The organism is Kluyvera cryocrescens NBRC 102467, from assembly GCF_001571285.1.
In the GTDB taxonomy this organism is placed as follows: Bacteria; Pseudomonadota; Gammaproteobacteria; order Enterobacterales; family Enterobacteriaceae; genus Kluyvera; species Kluyvera cryocrescens.
In genome coordinates, this window is the sequence record NZ_BCTM01000013.1 from 138,680 (window position 1) to 161,905 (window position 23,226).

A 23,226-nucleotide genomic window follows, 5' to 3' on the forward strand; every position below is an offset into this window, starting at 1 on the left:
TCCACGCCCCCGTTTTTGTGAAGGTCTTTGTATGCAGTGCGCACTTTATGATGCCGATCGTTGTCGTTCATGTCAGTGGATTGAGCGACCGATTAGCGAACAACTTGCGGCCAAAATGGCCGATCTCCAGACGCTGCTGGCGGATTTTGCCGTTGGCGACTGGTGCGCACCCGTCTGCGGCCCGGAACAGGGCTTTCGCAATAAAGCTAAAATGGTGGTTAGCGGTAGCGTAGAAAAGCCGCTGTTCGGCATGCTGCACCGCGACGGCACGCCGGAAGACCTGACCGACTGCCCGCTCTATCCCGACAGCTTTGCGCCGGTATTCGCCGTTCTGAAGCCCTTTATCGCCCGCGCCGGGCTGACGCCGTATAACGTGGCGCGCAAGCGCGGCGAACTGAAGTATCTGCTGTTAACCGAAAGCCAACTGGACGGCGGTATGATGCTGCGCTTCGTGCTGCGCTCGCAGGACAAGCTGGCGCAACTGCGCGCGGCGCTGCCGTGGCTGCAGGCTCAGCTACCGCAGCTAAAAGTGATCACCGCGAATATTCAGCCGGTGCATATGGCGATAATGGAAGGCGAGGAGGAGATCTTCTTCACCGAGCAGCAGGCGCTGGCGGAAACCTTTAACGGCGTGCCGCTGTGGATCCGTCCGCAAAGCTTTTTCCAGACCAACCCGACCGTGGCCAGCGCGCTGTATGCGACGGCGCGTGATTGGGTAAGGGCGCTGCCGGTCAATCATATGTGGGATCTGTTTTGCGGCGTGGGCGGCTTTGGCCTGCACTGCGCCACGCCGGAGATGATGCTGACCGGGATTGAAATTGCCCCTGAGGCCATTGCCTGCGCCAAACAGTCGGCGGCGCAGCTGGGGCTGGATAAATTACAGTTCCAGGCGCTGGATTCGACACAGTTTGCCACCGCGCAGGGGGAAGTGCCGCAACTGGTGCTGGTCAACCCGCCTCGTCGCGGGATTGGCAAAGCGCTGTGTGATTATCTTAGCGAGATGGCGCCGGAGTATATTGTTTACTCCAGTTGTAATGCGCAGACCATGGCGAAGGATTTTGCCCATTTGACGGGCTACCGCGTGGAGCGGGTACAGTTGTTCGATATGTTCCCGCACACCGCGCATTATGAAGTGTTGACGCTGTTAGTGCGTATCTAACGCGGTGATGACAGCCCGGCAAGCCGCAGGCCGCCGGGTTATCACCGTAGGGCTTACTGACTCATCGCCTCTTTTTTCATGCCATCTTTCGCCATGTTATCCATTTTTCCCATCTTGTCCTTTTTCATGCCGTCTTTGTGCATACCGTCTTTAGCCATTCCCTCTTTACACATGCCGTCCTTACACATTTTGTCATGCGGTTTCGCCATGCCATCTTTGGCCATGCCGTCGTGAGACATTTCCATACCGTCTTTATGCATCGCATCTTTGCTCATGCTGTCGGCGGCCTGAACGTTCACCATAAACAGGGCGGACAGAGCAGCAGCGGCAATCATCATCTTTTTCATGGTATTTCCTCATCATTTTTGCGTTAGGGATTAACTTCCACCAAACCAGTTGTATCCCTGGTCTTCCCAGTAACCGCCTGGGAAACGATTGGTGATTTCGATAGATAAAACGTGCTTCGGGTTTTTGTATCCGAGCTTGGTCGGAATACGGATTTTCATCGGATAACCGTACTCAGGGGGCAGAATGCGGTTATCCCAGGTTAAGGCCAGCAGCGTCTGGGGATGGAGCGCGGTGGCCATATCGATGCTGGTGTAGTAGTCATCCGCGCAGCGGAAGCTGACGTATCTGGCGCGACGGTCAGCGCCAATCAGCTGCAGAAACTCGCGGAAAGGCACGCCGCCCCATTTGCCGATAGCGCTCCAGCCCTCGACGCAGATATGGCGGGTGATTTGGCTGACCTGCTGCATGTGATAAAGCTCGGTTAAGCTCCAGCTTTTGGTTGTCTGTACCAGGCCGCGGATCTCCAGTTGGTAATCACGTCCATCCACTTTCGGGATATCTTCTGGGCCATAGAAGGCGTTAAACGGGAAGGGGCGCGTGATCTGTGACTCACTGTATTCCGGTGCCAGATCGCGGTCGCTAAACAGGAATCCCTGCACGCGATCGTTAAAGCGAGACATGCGGGACAGCGCCGTCTCTACGCTTTCGTTATCGCTGATATCACAACCGGTGAGCATCATGATGCCGCCGAGCGTCAGACCCTGGCGCAACAGGCGACGGCGGTCTGGGCTCAGCAACTTTTCTGCGTCCTTAACCAAATAATGTGAATCGCTGGCGGAAAGAAAGGTCGGTTTTTTCATTTTGTTATCCTTAGCGTCCACGCAGCATGGCGAGTAAAGTTCGCGGCACCAGTAGCACCATCAGCAGGTGAATCACCACGAACAGGCCCATCGCGCTCATACAGAAGAAATGGATATAGCGGGCGGCCTCATAACCACCGAGCAGGTCACGCAGCAGCGGAAACTGCACGGATTTCCACAGTACCAGGCCCGACAGCACCAGACCGATACCCAGCAAAATCACGCCTAAATAAGCCAGCTTTTGCACCGCGTTGTAGTGGCTCAGGTCGGCATGCTGGAGCTTGCCGCGTAGCGCCTGGCGCAGGTCATCGACAATCTCGCGGGGTGAAAGCGGCAAGAATTTGTGGCGAAAACGCCCGGTGATGATGCCGAGCGTCAAATACACCACCGCATTGATTCCCAGCACCCACATCATGGCGAAATGCCACTGCAACGCGCCGCCGAGCCAGCCGCCGAGCGTGAGGCTGGCCGGAAAGGTAAAATCAAACAGCGGGGAGGCGTTGTAGATGCGCCAGCCGCTAAACAGCATGCCGGCAATGGCGATAGCGTTTACCCAGTGGCAGCAGCGCAGCCACAATGGGTGAATGTTTGCAGGATGCGATGCGGACATGGCCGGCTCTCCGTGAATGACATGTCCACAGCATGCGCGGTTTCTGATCACCAGATCCTCACGGAAGTTTAAATAAAATGTGATAACTTGCCGCGCCCGCCTGCGTTAAGCTTGAGAAAAGTCTGTCGGTGAAGAGTTATGAATAGCGCAAAGAAAATACTGCTGGTCGAAGACGATCAGGACATCGCCACCTTACTGCGGCTTAACCTGCAGGATGAGGGCTATCAGATAGTGCATGAAGCCGATGGCAATCAGGCGCTGATACAGCTTGAAAAACAGAGCTGGGACGCGGTGATCCTCGATTTGATGCTGCCGGGCGTTGACGGGCTGGAGATTTGCCGTCGTATCCGCCAAATGACGCGTTATCTACCGGTGATTATTATCAGCGCCCGTACCAGCGAAACCCATCGGGTGCTGGGGCTGGAGATGGGGGCTGACGATTATCTGCCGAAGCCATTTTCCGTGCTGGAGCTGATTGCTCGCGTCAAGGCACTGTTTCGCCGCCAGGAGGCGATGGGGCAAAATATCCGCCTCGAAAGCGGCTCAATAGCCTGTCACGGCCTCGATATCGAACCGCTGTCGCGGGAAGTGCGCCTGCGCGGTGAACCGGTCGAACTGACGCCGCGCGAATTTGACCTGCTGTACTGGTTTGCGCGTCATCCGGGTGAGGTTTTTTCCCGCTTATCGCTGCTCGACCGGGTGTGGGGCTATCAGCATGAAGGCTATGAGCACACCGTCAACACCCACATTAACCGCCTACGGATTAAGATAGAGCGCGATCCCGCCGAGCCGGAAATCATTCTGACCGTCTGGGGAAAAGGCTATAAATTCGCCACGGAAAAAACGGAGTCTACGCCATGATCCGTCGATTGAGCCTCAGCCAGCGTTTAACCTTGGTGTTCACCACTATTTTGCTGCTCTGCGCCGTGGCGGTATGTAGCGTGCAGCTTTACAGCAGCAGCCAGTACGGGAATGCGATGGTGCAGCGGCTGTCGGCCGGCCTGGCGCAGCAAATTGTCAAAAGTGAGCCGCTGCTGGATGCGCAGGGCAATGTGAATCGGCAGACGCTCAAAACATTGTTTGACCGCCTGATGACGCTCAATCCCAGCGTCGAGCTGTATTTGGTTTCACCGGAAGGCCAACTGCTGGCCGATGCCGCTCCGGCAGGGCATTTGAAGCGGCAGACCATCGCCGTTGCGCCGCTACAAACATTTCTCGCAGGTGCCGCCTGGCCGGTCTACGGCGATGACCCGCGCAGCGTTGATAAGCAAAAAGTATTCAGCGTCGCACCGGTGCGTCTGAACGGCGAGCTGCACTGCTATCTGTACATTATTCTGCAGGGTGAGGATCTCAATGCTCTCGCCGATACCGCATGGCGTGATGCGCTGTGGAGCACGCTCTCGTGGTCTTTGCTGCTGGTGGCGCTGTTTGGCCTGCTGGCCGGGATGACCGTCTGGTATTGGGTGACGCGCCCGGTGAAAAAGCTGACCTCGGACGTCCGCGGGCTGGACCAGGACAGTATCAGCGCCATTAAGCAACTGGCGCAGCAGACGCTGGAAAGCCATCCGGCGAATGAGGTGGCGATTTTGCGCAATACCTTTATCGAGCTGGCGCGCAAAATTGCCAATCAGTGGGATCAGCTGTCCGATAGCGACCGGCAGCGCCGCGAATTTATCGCCAATATTTCCCATGACTTACGCACGCCGTTGACCTCTTTGTTGGGGTATCTGGAAACTCTGTCAATGAAAGCCGATACGCTCTCACCCGCCGATAATCGCCAGTATCTGGCCATTGCGCTGCGGCAAGGACATAAGGTTCGCCATTTATCCCAGCAGCTGTTTGAGCTAGCCAAGCTGGAGCACGGCGGAATCAAACCCCAGCTTGAGCGGTTCGCCATTGGCGATCTGATTCAGGACGTGGCGCAGAAATTCGATCTGGCGATTGAAACCCGGCAGCTTAAGCTTCAGGTCGATATGCCGCGGGCGCTGCCGCAGGTGCTGGCCGATGTGTCAATGATAGAACGGGTGGTCACTAATCTGCTGGATAACGCCGTGCGTCATACGCCGATTGGCGGAACCATCGCGCTACGCGTTTGGCAGGAGGGCGCCCAGTTACAGGTCGAAGTCGCCGATAGCGGGCCGGGCGTTGAGCAAGATCTGCGCGACCAGCTATTCCAGCGGCCATCGGTGCTTAATCCGCAGAGCGTGCGGGAGAATCGCGGTGGTCTGGGGTTGCTGATTGTCCGCAGAATGCTGGAGCTGCACGGTGGGGGGATTCGGTTGATGGAAGCGTCCACAGGAGCCTGTTTCCGCTTCTTTGTCCCGCTGTAAAAAGAAACCCCGCTCGGCGCGATGCCTGCGGGGTATTTTCACTTACTGTGGGAACCACTGGTCGCTGATTTTCTGATAAGTGCCATCGGCTTTAATCGCTTTCAGCGCGCCGTTAAGTTTCTCCAGCAGGGCTTTGTTGTCCGGACGCACCGCAATGCCAAGGCCGGTACCGAAGTACTGCGCGTCGGTCACTTTTGGCGTCGCCGCGCCCAGCTGCGGGTTGGTTTTCAGCCATTCGTTCACCACGGCGGTATCACCAAATACGCCATCGATGCGGCCATTTTTCAGGTCAATAATCGCGTTCTGGTAGCTGTCATAGGCCACGGTTTTCACTTCCGGGTGTTTATCCATCAGGTATTTCTGGTGGGTTGTCCCGTTTTCCATCCCGATACGTTTGCCTTTCAGATCTTCAAAGCTTTTGAACTCGCCCTTTTTGGCGATAACTAATGCGGAGTTAGCATAGTATGGGTCGGTAAAGGAGACCTGTTTGCTACGCTCCGGGGTAATATCCATACCGGAAATCACCGCGTCGTATTTTTTGAATTTCAGCGCCGGGATCAGGCTGTCGAACGCATGGTTGGTGAAGGTACATTCGGCCTGCATTTGTTTGCACAGCGCGTTCGCCAGATCGATATCAAAGCCAACAATCTGGTTGTTTGCATCCATTGATTCAAATGGTGGATAGGTCGCGGAAACGCCAAAGCTGATTTTATCTGCGGCATGTGCGCCTGCGGCAACGGTGGCGAGTAAGGCGGCCAATACTAATTTTTTCATGGATGTGCTCCTGTCTGTCTGACTTGTTAGATGCTGCCCTGCGTGTGGCATGGGGGTACAATGCCACTGCGTGAATTTATATGCAATATAATTGAGTAAATATTTTATACATTGCAAAAAAAAACGGACAAGCCAGTGACTTATCCGTTTTTTGATTTTCTATTTATGCAAAACTTAATTGCGGCGCTCGAAGGCTAATGCCTTACGCTCAATTAAGCGCATGAGCAGCGTTAACAGGCCGTTGACGACCAGATAAACCAGCCCGGCGGCACCAAAGACCATCACGTCGTAGGTACGCCCATACAGCAATTGTCCATGGCCCATGACTTCCATCAGGGTGATGGTGTAGGCCAGCGACGTACTCTTGAACACCAGCACCACTTCGTTGGAGTAAGAAGAAAGCGCACGTTTGAGCGCGTACGGCAGTAGGATCGCCAGCGTATCTTTCTTGCTCATCCCCAGCGAACTACAGGACTGCCATTGGCCTTCCGGGATCGCGCGAATGGCACCGTAGAATAGCTGCGTGGTATACGCCGCGCTGTTGAGCGACAGTGCAATCAGCGCGCACAGCCACGGCTCAGACAGCAGGTGCCACACCACCGGATAGTTCTGCAGCGACGGGAACTGACCCGGGCCGTAGTAGATCAGGAAGATCTGCACCAGCAGCGGGGTGCCGGTGAATAGGGTGATGTAGCCGCGAACCAGCCAGACCAGCACCGGCGTTTTCAGCGTCAAAATGATGGTGAAAATCAGCGACAGCACCAGCGCCACGACGATAGAGGCCACGGTTAGCGTCAGGCTGGTATGCAGCCCTTTCATCAGCTCCGGTAAATACTCGAGCATCAGCCTGGTCTCCGTTCAAAGCGAGTGGTACGCAGGTCAATGCGTTTGAGGATGTACTGGCTTAACAGCGTAATCACCAGGTAAATAGCTGCGGCAACGATGTACCAGGTAAACGGCTCCTGGGTCCGCGTGGCGATGCTTTTGGTTTGCAGCATCAAATCGTTCACGCTAATCAGCGACACCAGCGCGGTATCCTTCAGCAGCACCAGCCACTGGTTGCCCAAACCGGGTAGCGCGTGGCGCCACATTTGCGGCATCACCAGACGGAAGAAAATGGCGCTTTTCGACAACCCCAGCGCCTGTCCCGACTCCCATTGGCCCATCGGGACCGCTTTCAGCGCACCGCGCAGCGTTTGCGAGGCATAGGCTGCATAGAGCAAAGAGAGGGCGATAACACCGCACAGGAACGGGCTGACATCGAAGTTTTCGATCTGCATCTGTACCGGAATTTGCACGAAACCAAGGTTTATCGTGAAGCCGTCAGACAGCGTCAGTAGCAGTTGAGAGGAGCCAAAATAGATAAACAGCACCACCAGAATTTCCGGCAGGCCGCGCAGCACGGTAACCAGCGCCGAGCCTGCCCATGCGACAGGACGCCATTTTACTGACTCCCATACCGCAAAGAACATCGCCAGCGCCAGCCCGATGACCAGTGCACAAATGGCAAGGCCGACGGTCATGCCGGCGGCGCTTGCTAAAGGAAACATTTCGTTCATCAAGTCTTACTTCTGGAACCATTTAGCGTAGATGGTGGCGTACGTCCCATCTTTCTTCACTTTTTCCAGCGCAGCATTGAATTTCTGCTGCAGCTCGGTGTTGCCCTGGCGGACAGCGATACCCAGACCGGTACCGAAGTAGCCTTTGTCAGCCACTTTATCGCCCACGGCCGCCAGCTTGTCGTTCGCTTTCAGCCATTCGGTAACCACTGCAGTGTCACCAAAGACGGCATCAATACGACCGTTTTGCAGATCCAGCTTCGCATTCTGATAGCTGTCGTAAGGTACGGTAGTGATTTCCGGATGTTTATCCATGATGAATTTCTGGTGCGTGGTACCGTTCTGCACGCCGACTTTTTTGCCTTTCAGCTGGTCAACGCCGGTGAATTTGCCCTTCACGCCGACAAACAGCGCGGAGTTGTCATAGTACGGGGTAGTGAACAGAACCTGTTTTTCACGCTCAGGGGTGATATCCATTCCGGCCATGACCGCGTCAATACGGCGGAACTTCAGGCTTGGGATCAGGCTATCGAAAGACTGATTGCTGAAGGTACAGGTGGCATCAATCTCTTTACACAGGGCGTTCGCCAGATCTACGTCAAAGCCGACGATCTGGTTGTTGGCATCCATCGACTCAAATGGAGGGTAGGAGGCTTCCGTGGCAAAACGAATGGTTTGAGCGGCGGCAGCGGAGAGGCTGAAGCTTGCGAGCAGCGCGGCAATCAGTATTTTTTTCATAGTCATTGTCCTGAATCTCAGTGAGAAAGATAACTTCTAAATGCATCCGTCTGTGGGCTGTTAAAGCAGCTTGCATCGCCTTGTTCGACGATATAACCGTTTTCCATGTACACCACGCGGCTGGCCGTTTTACGCGCCACTTCGACTTCGTGGGTGACGATAACTTGGGTTATGTTGGTTTCCGCCAGTTCGTGAATGATGCTGACGATCTGTGCGGTGATTTCCGGGTCGAGGGCGGCGGTTGGCTCATCAAACAGCAGAACCTGCGGCTCCATCATCAGCGCACGGGCAATCGCCACGCGCTGCTGTTGACCACCGGAAAGATGCAGAGGGAAGCGGTCGCTAAAGGGTTTGAGGCGTAAACGCTCAAGCAGTTTCTCCGCACGGGCCATCGCCTGATCTTTGCTCAGACCCAGCACGCGGCAGGGCGCTTCAATCAGGTTTTGTACCACCGTCAGGTGCGGCCAGAGATTGTACTGCTGGAAGACCATACCCACGTTTTGACGCAGTTCGCGAATCGCTTTGTCTGACGGGGCTTTAGCAAAATCGAAATGGTTACCCGCAATCGCCAGAGTGCCTGATTTTGGCATCTCCAGCAGATTCAGCACGCGCAGCAGTGAGCTTTTACCCGCGCCGCTTGGGCCAAGCAGCACCAGCGTTTCGCCTTCTGGGCACTGCAGCGTGATGTCGAATAGCGCCTGATGTGCGCCATAAAAGCAGTTAATGCCGTCTAATTTAATGCTCATTGATACCCGTCACGAATATGTTGTCCTCGCCCTGGAAACGCCAGGTGCTTACTCCGCTGCCGCTTTACTCATCCCCGCTGAAGGTATCAGCCGTAGAGGAATTATCAGCAATTGAGGCCGCAAATAGTACCTTTGACAGAATAGTTATGCAATATTTGTGCGTTAAAACTTAAATATAAACCAACTTTTCTTATAAAGTTAGCACAAAATAACGGTCGGGGTGGGGGCGGGGAATAAATGTCGGCATTCCAGAGGGAATGCCAGACATTTTGCCGGAATAACCGGTTAAGCAGAATTTGTTAACAGCTAATTAACGTTTCTCGAGAGATTGGCGTAATGTGCCCGCGGGCGAATGGGTGTTGTTGCCCAGATAGCGCACATCATCAACCGCCCAGCACTGCCCTTCACGCACCATCAGCACTTCATCCTTCCAGCTTTGGCTGCCCTGTTTTAACTCTACGCGCAGCGGGATGTTGCGAGCATCCGTGTTCGGGATGGTGGAGGCGCTATCGACGCTGGCGCTGCTCGGTGGCGTCGTGCTGCTTGAGAACATCCCGGATTGCAGCAGCGCTCGCTTGCTCGCATCCTGGCTGCTGTCATTAAGCAGTTTGGCCAGTCCATCGCTCAGGTATGGGCGCAGTACGGCGTAGTCTGACGTCCGATGCTGGATTTGGAAATCGTAAAACTGCTGTGCCACGGTATCCGGGCCACCTTCCACGCAGGGTCCGCTGCGGGTACCGATATCTTTATAAGCAGGGGTGACGGTCGTACAGGCGCTCAGCAGCAGCGCAGCAGGAAAAATAAAGGCAAGGTTGGTATAACGCATAGTGATTCCTTGTGTGCAGTCCCGGCAGTAATCGCCTCGGCGCCGCCATGCAGCGGGCGCGATTTATGTATACGATTATGGAGTATTCCCTTTTCAAGCATAGCGTATCGGTCCGATAATGCGTTTAGCGCTGAGAGCTAAGACATTGAACGTTAAAGAAGGAGCAGGTAATGCAATTTTCAACGACCCCCACCCTTGAAGGGCAGCCGATTGTCGAGTACTGCGGCGTAGTCACCGGGGAAGCCATTCTGGGTGCTAACATTTTTCGTGACTTTTTTGCCGGTATCCGCGACATCGTTGGCGGCCGCTCCGGGGCCTACGAAAAGGAACTGCGTAAGGCGCGGGAAATCGCCTTTAAAGAGCTGGGCGAACAGGCCAAAGCGCTGGGCGCTGACGCGGTGGTCGGTATCGATATTGACTACGAAACCGTGGGTAAAGACAGCAGCATGCTGATGGTCAGCGTAAGCGGAACGGCGGTTAAAACGCGCAGATGAAACGTTTTCTGGCGGTTTTAATGCTGGCCGTGGTGTTGGTGGGATGTGCCAGTAAAGAAGAGAAAAAAGCGGTGGTCGAGAAGCCTGGTTACGTTCTCGACCGCAGTCGTTCAGCACCGGCAGCCTATCCGCGCGTCAAAGTGCTGGTACTGCACTATACGGCGGATGATTTTGACGGTTCTCTTACCACCCTCACCGGGAGTCAGGTGAGCGTTCATTACCTTATCCCCTCAGTCCCCCCGCTGATGCGCGGTAAACCTAAGATCTGGCAGCTGGTGCCGGAGTCAGAGCTGGCCTGGCATGCAGGGATTAGCTTCTGGCGCGGCGCCACGCGGATCAACGACACCTCGATTGGCATTGAACTGGAAAATCCCGGCTGGAAACAGTCGGAAGGTACCCGCTTCTTTACGCCGTTCGAGCCGGCGCAAATTCAGGCGCTGGTCCCGCTGGCTAAAGACATTATCAAACGCTACAACATTGAGCCGCAGAACGTGGTGGCGCATGCGGATATTGCGCCGCAGCGTAAAGACGATCCCGGCCCACTTTTCCCGTGGCAGTCGCTGGCGCAGCAGGGTATAGGCGCATGGCCGGATGCACATCGGGTGGCGTTTTACCTCAATGGCCGTGCGCCAAACGCACCGGTGTCGACGACCAATCTTCTCGATTTATTGGGGCGCTACGGCTATGAAATTAAGCCGGGGATGACTCGGATGCAGCAGATTCGCGTGATTGCCGCCTTCCAGATGCACTTCCGGCCGGCACGCTGGGATGGCATTGCTGATGCCGAAAGTCAGGCCATTGCGGAAGCGCTGCTGGAAAAATACGGTCAAGGATAAGACTAGCGGGGCAGTTTACCGTGATCTTCAAGCCAGGCGGCGGTACGAATGATACCGTCGTCGAGCGAGACGATTGGCTCGTACCCTAACTCTTCACGCGCGCGGCTGATATCGAGGGTAAAGTCGAAATTTAGCTTTGAAACACCGTAGTGGGTCAGCGATGGCTCTTTCGCACTCTTATCGCCAAAGCGTTCCATGCTGCGGGCGATCATGTCCAGCATCGGGTAGGGAACGGAACGGATCCGGCAGGCAATATCCAGCTCGTCAATCAGTCGTTCAACGATGCTGCGCAGGGTGCGCGGTTCGCCGTTGGTGATGTTATAGGCGCGGCCGGACGGCAGATCATCGCAGCGCGGCTGGCTGGCAAGCCACATCGCGTGTACGGCATTCTCGTAGTATGTCATGTCTACCATCGCGTGGCCGCCGCGCGGCAACAGCACGCTGCCGTAGTGGTGCATCATCTGCGCCAGACGTGGGATAAACACTTTGTCATGCGGACCAAAAACGCTCTGCGGACGCAGAATGGTAAAGCGCGTGTTGGGGTTTGCCTGCGCCAGCAGCTGGATCACTTCTTCGCTGGCAGCTTTGCTGCGAGCGAATTCGTTGGCGAAACGGTGCGGGCGGAAGTCTTCTTTGATATCGCGATGATGGTGATAGTCGAAGTACAGAGAAGGCGAAGAAATATGGATGAAATTACGTACCCCCCACGCCACGGCCCATTCGCCAAGACGACGGGTGGCACGGACGTTGGCCAAATCAAACGCGGCTTGCGTGCCCCACGGCGAGGTAAAGCTGGAGCAGTGCCAAAGGGTATCGACGCCCGCCAGCATGACCTTGGCTTGTGAAGAAACCAGTTCGGTTAGGTCAGCATGGACGAACTCGGCGCCCATTTTCTCCAGCAGTTTGCCCATCGCTTCATTGCGACCGCTCGCTCTGACGCTAATGCCCCTGCTGCGCAGATATTCAACTGCATTTCTGCCTAAACCGCTGGTGGCGCCGGTGACCAGTACCTTCATAATCATCCACAGTGTTAAAAAAGAGTTTCGTGCGCATTCTTCCGTTTATTTCACTCGTATGCAATGGGAAACTAAGACGAAAAAGGGTTATTGCGCATTTTTTCCTGTTGCTTGTTCTGCCAGATGAACAATTCGCCGCGCCATCCCGCGAAAGATGAAAAGGTGCGCTGGAATCATCAACAGCCAGTAGAGTAATCCTGGCATACCGTGCGGATGCCACCAGGCGCGAACGTCAAGTTCGCGATGTGTGCCTTTATCGACCATCGTAAAGCTCAGGCGACCCAGCCCCGGCGCTTTCATGCCGAACAGTAAGGTTAGCGCCTTTTCAGGTTCGACGATGATCACCTTCCAGCTATCGACCCTATCGCCGGTTTGCAGCATCGCGCTGGCAGGGCGGCCTTTGGCCAGCCGATGGCCAACTAGCAGATCCATGGCTGCGCGCGTTTTCCACAGAATATTTCCGAAGAAATAGCCCTCTTTGCCGCCGAGTTGGTTAACCACTTCCCACAGCGATGCCAGGCTGGCGGAGGTCTGGACGGTACAACCCGCCTGTTTGGCAAAAAAACCGTACTCCGGACGCCAGCGGGCGAACGCCTGGGCGTCGTACCCCCAGTCGCTGGAGTTAGCCAGCTTCTTCTCTTCTTCCAGCGTGCGGCGCACTGCTTCGTCAAAGGGGATCAGGGTTTGCGGGATCAGCGCCCGCAGCGTGCGATCGTCCGCCAGCAGATCGTGCTTTAGTCCTTGGATCAACGCCTTCGCGATCGTTGGCGGCACGGAGGTGATGACATTCAGAAACCACACTGAAATCCAACTGGTAGGGAAAGGGATCGGGATCAGCAGACGATGGCGACCGCTGACCCGCATAAAGTGCTCAAACTGCTGCTGATAGGTGAGTTCTTCCGGGCCGGCAGCCTCTAAAACGCGATGTTCAGACGTGGGATGATTGAGCAATTCAACCAGGTAAACCAGCAGGTTTTCCAGTGCGATGGGCGTGGTGCGTGAACGTACCCAGCGCGGTGGCGTCAGCACCGGCAGGTTGTAGACCATGTCGCGCATCACCTCAAATGCAGCGGAACCGGCGCCGACGATAATGCCGGCTCGCAGTTCGCTTACCGGCACACCGGCATTACGCAGGATATCGGCAGTGAGCTGGCGGGCGCGTAAATGCGCAGACTGCTCATGGGCTGGCGCCTGCAGCGAACTGAGAAAAATGAGCTGGTGCACCGGTGTTTTTCGCAGCGCGTCGCGCACGTTTTCAGCTACCCGACGTTCATGGGCGATAAAGTCCGAACCTTCACCCATGCCGTGCACCAGGTAGTAGACCGTCTCCACACCTTCCAGCAGAGCAGAGAAATCACTGTTTTTTTCCAGATCTACCGCGTGGCAGGTCACCCCAGGCAGCTGTAGTTTTTGCAGCCGTTCAACACGACGCGCTACCGCCCGCACGGAGTATCCGCGCTGGCTGAGTTCAGTGACCAAATGCTGGCCGATATAGCCGCTGGCACCAAAAACCAGAATAGACTGCGACACGTCGGGCTCCTTAGCGGGCTAAAAACGCTTTCCAGTGGCTGACAACCTCAGCAAGCTGCTGACGGCTGACGTCCAGATGCGTCACCAGGCGGACGATTGGCGAGGCGTTAATCAGCACCCCGCGCTGCTGCATAAACTCGCCCAGCGCAGCGGCGTTTGCCTCACCCACGCGCACGAACAGCATGTTGGTGTCATGGCGCATCACGTCGGCACCAATTTCGCGCAGCTGTTCGGCAAGCCAAGCGGCGTTGTCGTGATCGTCTTGTAGGCGAGCGACATTATTTTTCAGGGCATACAGCCCGGCTGCCGCCAGGAATCCGGCCTGACGCATGCCGCCGCCGGTCATTTTACGCCAGCGGTTGGCGCGCTTAATGTAATCGCGGTTGCCGACCAGCAGAGAGCCGACGGGGGTGCCAAGGCCTTTGGAGAGACAGATGGTGAAAGAGTCGCAGTATTGGGCAATCTCTTTTAGCTCGCAGCCGTAGGTGACGAGGGCGTTAAAAATACGCGCGCCGTCAACGTGCAGCGCCAGACCGCGTTGGCGGGTAAATTCCCACGCCTCTTTCAGGTAGGCCTGCGGCAGCACTTTGCCGTTATGGGTGTTTTCAATGCTCAGCAGTTTGGTGCGGGCGAAGTGGATATCGTCAGCTTTGATTTTAGCCGCCACTTTATCCAGCGGCAGCGTACCATCGGCTGCGGCATCGATCGGCTGTGGTTGAATGCTACCCAGTACCGCTGCGCCGCCTGCTTCATACAGATAGTTATGCGCCCCTTGGCCAACAATGTACTCTTCCCCGCGTTCGCAGTGGCTTAACAGCGCCACCAGGTTGGCCTGGGTTCCGGTTGGCAGGAACAGCGCCGCCTCTTTACCTGCCAATTCGGCGGCATACTGTTGCAGGGCGTTAACGGTTGGGTCATCGCCATAGACGTCATCGCCGACCGGCGCGGCCACCATCTCATCAAGCATGGCGCGCGTCGGGCGGGTGACGGTATCACTACGCAAATCAATCATGGCATTTTCCTTTTTAAACTCAGAACAATGCCATCCTTTTTACCTGAGCCAGTTGGTTTTCGCCAGTTCGATAACTTCATCGCCGCGGCCGTTGATGATGGCGCGCAGCATATACAGACTAAAGCCCTTCGCCTGCTCCAGCTTCACCTGCGGCGGCATGGCTAACTCTTCTTTAGCCACGACGACGTCGATCAGTACCGGGCCGTCGATACTAAAAGCACGCTGCAGCGCCTCATCGACGTCGGCCGCTTTTTCGACGCGAATACCGGGAATACCGCAGGCTTCAGCGATACGGGCAAAGTTGGTGTCGTGCAGTTCGGTGCCATCGGTGAGATAACCACCGGCTTTCATCTCCATGGCGACAAAGCCCAGCACGCTATTGTTAAAGACCACGATTTTGACCGGCAGCTTCATCTGCGCCACCGACAAAAAATCGCCCATCAGCATACTAAAGCCGCCGTCCCCACACATTGCTACCACCTGGCGATCCGGATGAGTGGCCTGAGCGCCCAGCGCCTGCGGCATAGCGTTGGCCATCGAACCGTGGTTGAACGAGCCGAGCAGGCGGCGTTTGCCGTTCATCTGCAAATAGCGCGCGGCCCACACCGTCGGGGTGCCGACATCACAGGTAAAGATCGCGTCATCGGCGGCGAAGCGGCTAATTTGCTGCGCCAGATACTGCGGGTGAATCACTTTGTCGCTGGCGGTGGCTAAATCATCCAGCCCTTTGCGCGCACTGCGGTAGTGCTCCAGCGCTTTATCGAGGAAGCGACGGTCGCTTTTCTCTTCCAGCATCGGCAGGAGAGCGGCAAGCGTAGCTTTGACATCGCCAATCAGCGCCATGTCGACCTTACTGTGCGCCCCAATGCTGGCGGGATTGATGTCGATTTGAATGATGGTGCTTTCGGTTGGATAGAACGGGCGATAGGGGAACTGCGTGCCGAGCAGAATCAGGGTATCGGCGTTCATCATCGCGTGGAAGCCGGAGGAGAAACCGATAAGACCGGTCATTCCGACGTCGTAAGGGTTATCGTACTCGACGTGCTCTTTGCCGCGCAGGGCGTGAACAATAGGGGATTTCAGCTTCTCAGCGAAAGCCGTGAGCTCCGCGTGTGCTCCTGCGCAGCCGCTGCCGCACAGTAAGGTGATGTTGCTGGATGATTTGAGTTTTTCAGCCAGTTTTTCCAGCTCGCTATGCGCGGGGGTGACGACAGGCTGTGGCGCGGGATACCAATGGGTACTGGCGCTTTCCGGTGCGGCCTTCAGCGCGACGTCACCCGGTAGCACCACTACCGAAACGCCACGGTTGAGAACCGCTTTGCGCATGGCGATTGCCAGCACCTGCGGGATCTGCTCCGGGGATGAAACCAGTTCACAGTAGTGGCTGCATTCGCGGAACAACTCCTGCGGGTGCGTTTCCTGAAAATAACCGCTACCGATTTCGCTCGACGGAATATGCGCGGCGATGGCTAAGACGGGAACATGGTTACGGTGGCAGTCAAACAGACCGTTAATTAAATGCAGGTTTCCAGGCCCGCAGGAGCCGGCGCATACCGCCAGTTCGCCGGTTAACTGCGCTTCTGCACCGGCGGCGAAGGCGGCGACCTCTTCGTGTCGCGTGGGCATCCACGCGATGGTGCCCATCCGGTTTAGGCTGTCGCTGAGCCCGTTGAGGGAGTCTCCCGTCACTCCCCAGATTCGTTTCACTCCGGCCTGTTCAAGAGTTTTGGCAATGTAGTTGGCTACGGTCTGTTTCATGGTTTTCCATCTCCTTAAATGTGATACCGGTTACAAGTTTAGATGAATCTCGTCGTTTCGCTGGCTGAATCCCCTTATTTTCAGCAGGTATATTTACGCAGAAAGAACAAGTAACGTGGGGCTCTACAGGGATAAACAGGGAAATTATTCAAATGATTACAACATTGTTAAATACGGTAAACCGTATGCTGTCGCATGAGGATTTTGGCAAGCTGCTGCTGCGTCTTGCGGTAGGCGGTCTCATGTTGTTTCACGGGCTGCATAAGCTGATTGGTGGCGTAGATGGCATCAGCGCGATGCTGGTGGCCAAAGGGCTTCCGGGGTTTATCGCCTACGGTGTACTGGTGGGTGAAGTGGTGGCGCCCATTCTGTTGATCCTCGGCATACTGACTCGCCCGGCGGCGCTGGTACTGGCGTTTACCATGATTGTGGCATGGCTAATGGTTGGGCTGGGTGAAACCGCCGCGTTGGAAAAAACCGGCGCGTGGGCGATTGAGAGCCTGGTCTATTTCTTCGTTGCCGCGCTGGCGATTGCCTTTATGGGCGCCGGGAAGTATGCGCTGGGCGGTCATTCGGCCTGGCGCTAGTTTACTCGTAGAAGCAGAGGCCAAACCCAGCCAACGGCTGGGTTTTTTATTACGGATGCGTGCGCCTCAATCACTGGCCAGTTTATAGGCAAAGATATGCACCACATTAGCGGCAATAGGATACAGGCCCAGGCATTCGGTTCTGGCCTTAATCTCTTCAACGGCTAGATCGGGATTTGGCTCGCGCCCTCCCCAAATCAGGAGACCTTTTTGGCCGTAATCTTCCATCACTTCAACGGTTTTACCGTTAGCCAGCTCAAGCACTGCTGTCGAGGTAGTTAGCGGTGTCAGGTTGCCATCGTCATCGGCAACAGAGAGCACAGTGATAGCGGCGCGGGATGTGGCCTCATTATACGGCGATACGGTGATGCCATTCGCTGCCACTGGCGTGATGTTGAGCCGCGAGGTGACGACATCACGAGACGTTTCGGTCGGTATTCTACCTCCCCAGAGCTCGAAACCGTCGGGGATTTCTGGTGGCAATGGCGATTGGCTACCCGCCAGCTCTAGCGTTTGACCATGCTCAAATTCAACCACAATACTGCGGCCTTTTTGCAAGATTAAGTCACCATCAGGGTCCGTCATATAGATTTTCATATTCTCACCCAAGCCATGTTTATTATGCAGAGTATCGCGGCTCACCTGTAATCGGTAATGCAACAGGAAACTCTTTTCTATTCCGAGTCCGTTAAATGCTGTTTGAGGGCGTCGAGAAACAGGCTGAGCGCCGCATGCTGGTGGTCTCGGGATTGATAGAGGCCATAAATGCCCAGCGGCTGCGGTTCCAGATGCGGCAATACCCTCACCAACTGCCCCTTTTCCAGAGCGCTGCGCGCCTCAATCTCAGGAACCATTGCCAGGCCGACGCCGGCGGCGGCCATATCACACAGCAGTGACGAGATGCCGGCGCTGAAATTCCCGCCCACGGCAACCGACATCACTCCGGTATCGCGATCGCGAAAAGACCAGGACTGCGCGGAAAAACGGCTGTAATGCAGACAATTATGTTGGGCGAGATCCTCAAGCGTTGTCGGCGTGCCCGCCGTGTTAAGGTACTCCGGTGAGGCACACAGTACCGATCGGCATGTTCCAAGAGTGCGCGCAATAGCCCCAGGCTCCGGCTCATTGGTGATGCGAATCGCCAGATCGATGCGTTCTCCTACCAGGCTGACCGGATGGTTATTGATATCGACCTCGATACGTAAGGCCGGATAGCGGGCGAGAAAGGCGGGGATAACCGGCCTGAGCAGGTGGGTGGCGGTAAAATGGGCGCAGGCGATACGCAGCGTTCCGGAAGGCGTAATGCGGGTCGCGTCCCCTTCGATGCCCTGTGAGAGCAGAACCAGTTGCCGCGTCTTCTCCAGCGTTTTCTCCCCTGCAGGCGTAATGGTCAGCCGCCGCGTTGAACGGTGAATCAGCCGCGAACCGGCCCACTTCTCCATCTCATCGAGGTAACGGCTGACCATGGGGCGCGAGATGCCCAGCGAACGGGCGGCGGCGCTGAGGCTCCCAAGTTCACAAATGCGGTTGTAGGTGATTGCGGCCATGATTCTGTCCATTACATTCCCATTTGATCGTTTTATGAAACTCTGCATGTATTGTTTCAGGAATTCTAGCAGAAGTATAAATCCGTAAAATGGGGGGTATCGAAAGCCAAACCCGGCTCTATCACTAAGGATCACCATGAACGTAAAAACGCTATCACTGGTATTGTCGCTGGCAGCCGCACCCGCATTTGCCGCGCCGTTACAGCTTGATGTCTACAACCCGCAGGACAAGGGGATTTTCCCGGTCTCCTCGACATTGGTTTCCGGGCCAAAAGAAGCGATTTTATTTGATGCTCAGTTCAGCGTGAAAGATGGTGAAAAGCTGGTGCAAATGATCAACGCCAGCGGCAAAACGCTTAAAGAGATTGTGATCACCTCAGGCGATCCGGATTTCTACTTTGGCCTTGAACCGTTGGTGAAGGCATTCCCGCAGGCGAAAGTCGTGGCATCTCAGGCCGTGGTGGATCACATTAAGGCCACCAAGGACGCGAAGCTAGCCTTCTGGGGACCGCAGATGAAAGAGGGCGCGCCGACCAAAGTCATCGTGCCGCAGGCCACCAACAGTACCCGCTTTACCGTGGACGGTGAGCCGCTTGAGCTGAAGCACGCAGGTGAATATGCCGCATACGTATGGATCCCGGCGAATAAAGTCATTCTGGGCGGTACCGGTATTGCGTCCGGTATTCACGTCTGGACCGCTGACACGCAAACGCCGGCAATCCGTCAGGGCTGGATGAACGTGTTAAGCGAGATGCAGTCACTCAAACCGCAGCAGGTGATCCCGGGCCATTACCTGGGCGAGCGACCGGCAGGCGTTGCGGCCATCACTTTCACCCATCGTTATCTGCAAACCTTCGAGCAGGCGCTCAGCCAGCATAAAACGTCGAAAGCAGTGATAAGCGCGATGAAGGCAGAGTATCCGAATCTGGCGGATGACAGCTCGCTTGAGTTAAGCGCGAAGGTCAATACCGGCGAGATGAAGTGGTAAGGCAATAGCGTGACATTATCGGTCACAGGGCGCATTCCCTGTGGCCATTCACGCTACATAATCGCGTTTTTCCCTTCCCGCCTCACGATCAGCGAACGCAGAAAATCCCTCAGCCGCTGGGCCTGACTCGATAATGGCTGCCCTGCGCAGGTGACCACGCCAACGTCCATGTAAGTGATACAGTCCTCAATCGCCCGGCGAATGATGCGCTGGCCGTTGAGCGACCAGGGGCGGTAAACCAGGTCGCTTAAAATGGTGATCCCGTTGCCTTGCGCGACGAGGCTGCGTACGGCTTCAAAGGAGTTACTGCGAAAGTGGATATTGGGCTGATAGCCATCGCGCCGCCAGACTTCTGTTATCACCGCCGGATATTGGTCGGTTTCCAGCATGAGAAAGGGCAGTTTTTCGATATCCCGTAGGCGAATAACCGATTGGCTGAGCAACGCGTGCCCTGGGGCAATCCACAGCTGGCGTAGCGATCGAATAATGGTCTCAACCTCCAGATCGCCATCATGCTCAATGTTGGAAGTCAGCAGGAGACAAAAATCAACCTGCCGTTGGCGCAGCGCAGTGAGCAGTTCAGGGGCAGTCGCCTCGAAATAGTCGATCTCCAGCAGCGGAAAACGGTTGTCTATATCGCTGAGCATTTCCGGTAACAGGTAAGCGGAGAGCGTCTGGGCGATGCCGATGCGCACCTTGCCGGCCGTGGTTTCGGGCTGACGATGCAGATCTTCCAGCGCGATGTGGCTGTTGCTGATGATGGTGCGGGCATGAGCGAGAAAGCGTTCCCCGGCTACCGTGAGCTGGATCCCTTTTGGCTGGCGTAGAAAGAGCTGGGCGTTGAGCGCCTCTTCCAGATTACGCAGCGCAACGGTCATCGAGGACTGCGAAACGTGGCAGCGGCTGGCGGCTTTAGAAACTTGTAAGGTTTCTGCTAATGCTATGTAGAATTCAAGTTGCCTGAGAGTAAACATCATAGTTTTAAACGATACCGGCAGAGCAAAACTTTATATTAGCATCTCTATCGTCATCGCAGTAATCTGGCAAATAACAAAATGATGTTATTTATCGGGGGCACAATGCCTTATTTACTACTCACGTTAGCCGCTTGTTTTTGGGGCGGGAATTATGTCGTTGGCCACTTATTGGTAAATTTAGTTGACCCGATATTATTATCCTCAGCCCGCTGGGTAGCGACTGCGGTGCTGTTGGTCGCACTGTATCATCGCCAGGTCAGGCAGCAGTGGAGCGCAATGCGGCGTGCTTTCCACATCATCAGCTTTCTGGCTTTATTTGGCCAGGTATTATTTCCGCTCACTTTATATATTGGCTTGCAATATACATCTTCACTGAATGCGGCCATTTATTTATCGACCACTCCCGCATTGGTTTTATTGATTAATAAAACTGTGTTCAAGGAGAAAATATCACTGCAGAATATTGCCGGGGTTATTATCAGCTCGCTTGGCGTGATATGGCTGGTGATGCAGGGAGATTTATGGCATCTGGATACCCTAAAACATCTCAATCGTGGCGATCTGTGGACGATGGGATCGGCCGCAAGCTGGGCGGTGTACTGCGCCTTTTTGCGCGTGAAGCCGCGTGAAGTAGGGGGGAACGCGTTTGTGGCGGTCAGCGCGACGATAGGGGCCGTGGTCCTGATTCCAGTATTGATTTTCTCGATGGCAAAAAATGGCGTGCCAGCGCTAGCTGAATTCAGCCGTAGCGATGTGGTTTCCGGCCTGCTGTATCTCGTTATTTTTCCTTCTTGGCTCTCCTATTTGCTGTGGAACAAAGGTATTCAGGCGATTGGCGCGACGCGTGGGGAGATTTTTTCCCATATTATTCCGCTCAGCGGCGGGTTGTTCAGCGTGCTGTTTCTGAGCGTGCCATTACACTCGTTCCATTTGGTCAGCGCGCTGCTGATTGTTTGCGGAATTGCATTGTGCTCGGGAAAGAAAGCCGCCAGAACGGAGAAGGTGGCTGCGTCGTAAGCGATATGCGCCGCCCGAAGGTGGTCACCGCGTGGTGGTGAACTAAGGGCTGTTTTTTAGCGATGTTTGGGATAAGTTAAAGGGAAGAGGTTATCCCTGTCCAGAGAGGGTGGTGATGTTGATTTACGACGTTTTTGGCCGACATATCGGCGTTCAGCGCGAAGATGAGCGCTGGCAGGTATTTCGTGTTGATCTCACGGAGCAGAAATATTCCCGACTGCATGGCGTGATTATTCCGGATGACCTGACCGAGGCGGAAATTCCCGGCTGGCTGGATGATATTTATCATGAAGCGGCAACCGACAAACATCCCAATGTGACGCGAATTCAATAATAAAGCGGGAACACCGAAATTAGGCATTGAAACGCTATCGCGGCAAAAGGCCCGTTAGCTGATGTCCGCTTAACACTCGCAACCTAAAGCGGACATTTACCGATGCGCAATCAGCGGGGACGGCTGATAACATGGGGCGCCGTTTTTTACGCGTATCCCGCGAGCGCCGATGCGCCCTGCGGAAACGGAAAAATTAAGTTAATCCTGAATCAGGACCACGCCTGCGTCCTGCATTGTGATGAGCGCGGCTTGCGGATTGAGCAAATTTTCGGGCAAAACAAAACCGCTCAGAGGACGCTCAAACATGGCGGTAACCACGGTGACGATGCCTAACGCGGTAAAATGTGCCTGTCCCCGAGGGTCGGAAGCGACGATGCGTTTTGAATCCGGCTTGCCAGCTTCATTCATTCCCTGCATATCGACATACAGTTCAACGGAGGCTTGGGCCGAATTTCGCTGACCTTCTGAAATACCCATGGCGACATCCAGCCTGATATTTTCTGCCCCGGTCATGGCGGCGACGGCGCTGACATCCAGAATACCAAACGGCGTCGTTTCCACGCATTCCCCGCTGATGAGGCAAATCTCATCCTGAGCCGAGGTATAGCGCCAGATCCCCGCTTCCCGAACAAACGCCGGCGCAAGTTCCTGGGTCAGTTCCTGTTCGGTGGTTGCGCCAATCGGGTCTTCGGCGTCATGTAATGCCGTTAGGCGCACGCTATTGATGGCGCTAAACTGGCGGCTAAGCCTATTAACCAGCGGTAAAAACATTCCTGCTTCGTAATACCCTAATGGCACCACCGGGGCAGTGGTTTGATATTGCATCGCCATATTGAGCAGCGGGGCGTAGCCGTCGGCGGTCCCGACGGTAATATCGATAAACGCAATATTATGGCGAATAGCAAATTCGCCGAGCACATGTTTAGGGTCGGGGACTGCGCTGATAATCAGTTGAGAGGTTGCGGCAAGCGGTGGAATGTCGCCACTCAGCAGATCAAGACAAGCGGTCTGAGCATTTCCAAGCTGTTCCGCCAATGCTTCGCCTTTTTGCGGCGAGCGTCCCGCCAGAATTAACCGTGATTGCGGAAAGCGGGACCGCAGCTGTGCCGCCAGGTTACCGCCAATCATGCCGTAGCCGCCGGCGATAAAAATTTGTTCTGCCATGTTGATAGCCATCATTTTTCCTCATCGAAACGTTGCTGATGGCAAGACTTTAGAGCACAAATACGCTTTAATTAAG

Annotated in this window: 26 protein-coding genes; 9 read left to right on the plus strand and 17 right to left on the minus strand. The window is 55.3% G+C overall.

Going from position 1 to position 23,226, the window contains the following annotated elements:
- Positions 1-31 precede the first annotated feature (31 nt).
- The gene (rlmC, locus tag KCR01S_RS11085; RefSeq protein ID WP_061282806.1) at positions 32-1,159 is read left to right on the plus strand and encodes a 23S rRNA (uracil(747)-C(5))-methyltransferase RlmC; all 1,128 of its coding nucleotides are present in this window, start codon (positions 32-34) and stop codon (positions 1,157-1,159) included.
- A 53-nt stretch (positions 1,160-1,212) separates the two neighbouring features.
- Here the strand turns inward: rlmC and KCR01S_RS11090 are convergent, their stop codons facing one another.
- The 3 genes from KCR01S_RS11090 to KCR01S_RS11100 are packed head-to-tail and all read right to left on the minus strand — an operon-like array spanning position 1,213 to position 2,917.
- Positions 1,213-1,506, minus strand: a complete 294-nt coding sequence (locus KCR01S_RS11090; RefSeq protein WP_061282807.1) for a pentapeptide MXKDX repeat protein — start codon at positions 1,504-1,506, stop codon at positions 1,213-1,215.
- Positions 1,507-1,536: 30 nt separating this feature from the next.
- Positions 1,537-2,307, minus strand: coding sequence for a molybdopterin-dependent oxidoreductase (locus KCR01S_RS11095; RefSeq protein ID WP_061282808.1), 771 nt, complete (start codon positions 2,305-2,307; stop codon positions 1,537-1,539).
- A 10-nt stretch (positions 2,308-2,317) separates the two neighbouring features.
- Positions 2,318-2,917 carry a cytochrome b/b6 domain-containing protein gene (locus KCR01S_RS11100; RefSeq protein ID WP_061282809.1) on the minus strand — a complete coding sequence of 200 codons (600 nt, stop codon included), beginning with the start codon at positions 2,915-2,917 and terminating at the stop codon, positions 2,318-2,320.
- Between the two features lie 138 nt (positions 2,918-3,055).
- Between KCR01S_RS11100 and KCR01S_RS11105 the strand changes: the two genes are divergently transcribed.
- Positions 3,056-3,778, plus strand: a complete 723-nt coding sequence (locus tag KCR01S_RS11105) for a response regulator transcription factor (protein WP_061282810.1) — start codon at positions 3,056-3,058, stop codon at positions 3,776-3,778.
- Positions 3,775-5,247 (plus strand): sensor histidine kinase, encoded by a 1,473-nt coding sequence (locus tag KCR01S_RS11110; RefSeq protein WP_061282811.1) that lies wholly within the window; start codon positions 3,775-3,777, stop codon positions 5,245-5,247. The genes KCR01S_RS11105 and KCR01S_RS11110 overlap by 4 nt, the downstream gene beginning before the upstream one ends.
- A gap of 42 nt (positions 5,248-5,289) precedes the next feature.
- On the opposite strand, the gene artJ is transcribed toward KCR01S_RS11110, so the two are convergent.
- From artJ to KCR01S_RS11140, 6 genes are all read right to left on the minus strand, one after another.
- The gene (gene artJ / locus KCR01S_RS11115; protein WP_061282812.1) at positions 5,290-6,021 is read right to left on the minus strand and encodes an arginine ABC transporter substrate-binding protein ArtJ; all 732 of its coding nucleotides are present in this window, start codon (positions 6,019-6,021) and stop codon (positions 5,290-5,292) included.
- A 174-nt stretch (positions 6,022-6,195) separates the two neighbouring features.
- Complete coding sequence (artM, locus tag KCR01S_RS11120; RefSeq protein ID WP_061282813.1) at positions 6,196-6,864, minus strand: arginine ABC transporter permease ArtM; 669 nt, start codon at positions 6,862-6,864, stop codon at positions 6,196-6,198.
- A complete protein-coding gene (gene artQ / locus KCR01S_RS11125) occupies positions 6,864-7,580 on the minus strand; it encodes an arginine ABC transporter permease ArtQ (protein WP_061282814.1) in 717 nt (238 codons plus the stop codon). The genes artM and artQ overlap by 1 nt, the downstream gene beginning before the upstream one ends.
- A 6-nt stretch (positions 7,581-7,586) precedes the next feature.
- Positions 7,587-8,318 carry an arginine ABC transporter substrate-binding protein ArtI gene (artI, locus tag KCR01S_RS11130; protein WP_061282815.1) on the minus strand — a complete coding sequence of 244 codons (732 nt, stop codon included), beginning with the start codon at positions 8,316-8,318 and terminating at the stop codon, positions 7,587-7,589.
- A gap of 17 nt (positions 8,319-8,335) precedes the next feature.
- Positions 8,336-9,064, minus strand: coding sequence for an arginine ABC transporter ATP-binding protein ArtP (gene artP / locus KCR01S_RS11135; RefSeq protein ID WP_061282816.1), 729 nt, complete (start codon positions 9,062-9,064; stop codon positions 8,336-8,338).
- A gap of 310 nt (positions 9,065-9,374) precedes the next feature.
- Positions 9,375-9,890, minus strand: coding sequence for a lipoprotein (locus KCR01S_RS11140; protein WP_061282817.1), 516 nt, complete (start codon positions 9,888-9,890; stop codon positions 9,375-9,377).
- A gap of 170 nt (positions 9,891-10,060) precedes the next feature.
- On the opposite strand from KCR01S_RS11140, the gene KCR01S_RS11145 reads away from it, so the two are divergent.
- Positions 10,061-10,384, plus strand: coding sequence for a heavy metal-binding domain-containing protein (locus KCR01S_RS11145; protein ID WP_061282818.1), 324 nt, complete (start codon positions 10,061-10,063; stop codon positions 10,382-10,384).
- The gene (locus tag KCR01S_RS11150; RefSeq protein WP_061282819.1) at positions 10,381-11,220 is read left to right on the plus strand and encodes an N-acetylmuramoyl-L-alanine amidase; all 840 of its coding nucleotides are present in this window, start codon (positions 10,381-10,383) and stop codon (positions 11,218-11,220) included. Before KCR01S_RS11145 ends, KCR01S_RS11150 begins: the two co-directional genes overlap by 4 nt.
- Before the next feature lie 2 nt (positions 11,221-11,222).
- On the opposite strand, the gene KCR01S_RS11155 is transcribed toward KCR01S_RS11150, so the two are convergent.
- The 4 genes from KCR01S_RS11155 to poxB all read right to left on the minus strand — a co-directional run bounded on the left by KCR01S_RS11155 (position 11,223) and on the right by poxB (position 16,536).
- Complete coding sequence (locus tag KCR01S_RS11155) at positions 11,223-12,236, minus strand: NAD-dependent epimerase/dehydratase family protein (protein WP_061282851.1); 1,014 nt, start codon at positions 12,234-12,236, stop codon at positions 11,223-11,225.
- A gap of 87 nt (positions 12,237-12,323) precedes the next feature.
- Positions 12,324-13,766: an SDR family oxidoreductase gene (locus KCR01S_RS11160; protein WP_061282820.1), complete on the minus strand. Its 1,443-nt coding sequence runs from the start codon at positions 13,764-13,766 to the stop codon at positions 12,324-12,326.
- A 10-nt stretch (positions 13,767-13,776) separates the two neighbouring features.
- Complete coding sequence (ltaE, locus tag KCR01S_RS11165; RefSeq protein WP_061282821.1) at positions 13,777-14,778, minus strand: low-specificity L-threonine aldolase; 1,002 nt, start codon at positions 14,776-14,778, stop codon at positions 13,777-13,779.
- A gap of 39 nt (positions 14,779-14,817) precedes the next feature.
- A complete protein-coding gene (gene poxB, locus KCR01S_RS11170) occupies positions 14,818-16,536 on the minus strand; it encodes a ubiquinone-dependent pyruvate dehydrogenase (RefSeq protein ID WP_061282822.1) in 1,719 nt (572 codons plus the stop codon).
- 152 nt (positions 16,537-16,688) lie between these two features.
- Here poxB and KCR01S_RS11175 point away from each other — a divergent pair, with 152 nt between their 5' ends.
- Positions 16,689-17,123, plus strand: coding sequence for a DoxX family protein (locus tag KCR01S_RS11175; RefSeq protein ID WP_061282823.1), 435 nt, complete (start codon positions 16,689-16,691; stop codon positions 17,121-17,123).
- 66 nt (positions 17,124-17,189) lie between these two features.
- Here KCR01S_RS11175 and KCR01S_RS25625 read toward each other — a convergent pair whose 3' ends face one another.
- Positions 17,190-17,708: a hypothetical protein gene (locus tag KCR01S_RS25625; RefSeq protein WP_244886208.1), complete on the minus strand. Its 519-nt coding sequence runs from the start codon at positions 17,706-17,708 to the stop codon at positions 17,190-17,192.
- Between the two features lie 89 nt (positions 17,709-17,797).
- Positions 17,798-18,682: a LysR family transcriptional regulator gene (locus KCR01S_RS11185; RefSeq protein WP_061282825.1), complete on the minus strand. Its 885-nt coding sequence runs from the start codon at positions 18,680-18,682 to the stop codon at positions 17,798-17,800.
- A gap of 124 nt (positions 18,683-18,806) precedes the next feature.
- Here KCR01S_RS11185 and KCR01S_RS11190 point away from each other — a divergent pair, with 124 nt between their 5' ends.
- Entirely contained in the window at positions 18,807-19,658 is an 852-nt protein-coding gene (locus KCR01S_RS11190; protein ID WP_061282826.1) for a Vmh family MBL fold metallo-hydrolase, read from the plus strand.
- Positions 19,659-19,711: 53 nt separating this feature from the next.
- Here the strand turns inward: KCR01S_RS11190 and KCR01S_RS11195 are convergent, their stop codons facing one another.
- Complete coding sequence (locus tag KCR01S_RS11195; protein WP_061282827.1) at positions 19,712-20,635, minus strand: LysR family transcriptional regulator; 924 nt, start codon at positions 20,633-20,635, stop codon at positions 19,712-19,714.
- Positions 20,636-20,737: 102 nt separating this feature from the next.
- Here KCR01S_RS11195 and KCR01S_RS11200 point away from each other — a divergent pair, with 102 nt between their 5' ends.
- Together KCR01S_RS11200 and KCR01S_RS11205 are read left to right on the plus strand one after the other, a co-directional pair.
- A complete protein-coding gene (locus KCR01S_RS11200) occupies positions 20,738-21,652 on the plus strand; it encodes a DMT family transporter (RefSeq protein ID WP_061282852.1) in 915 nt (304 codons plus the stop codon).
- Positions 21,653-21,767: 115 nt separating this feature from the next.
- A complete protein-coding gene (locus KCR01S_RS11205; RefSeq protein ID WP_061282828.1) occupies positions 21,768-21,986 on the plus strand; it encodes a DUF7661 family protein in 219 nt (72 codons plus the stop codon).
- Positions 21,987-22,184: 198 nt separating this feature from the next.
- Here KCR01S_RS11205 and KCR01S_RS11210 read toward each other — a convergent pair whose 3' ends face one another.
- Positions 22,185-23,150, minus strand: a complete 966-nt coding sequence (locus tag KCR01S_RS11210) for a saccharopine dehydrogenase family protein (protein ID WP_156478758.1) — start codon at positions 23,148-23,150, stop codon at positions 22,185-22,187.
- Positions 23,151-23,226 lie beyond the last annotated feature (76 nt).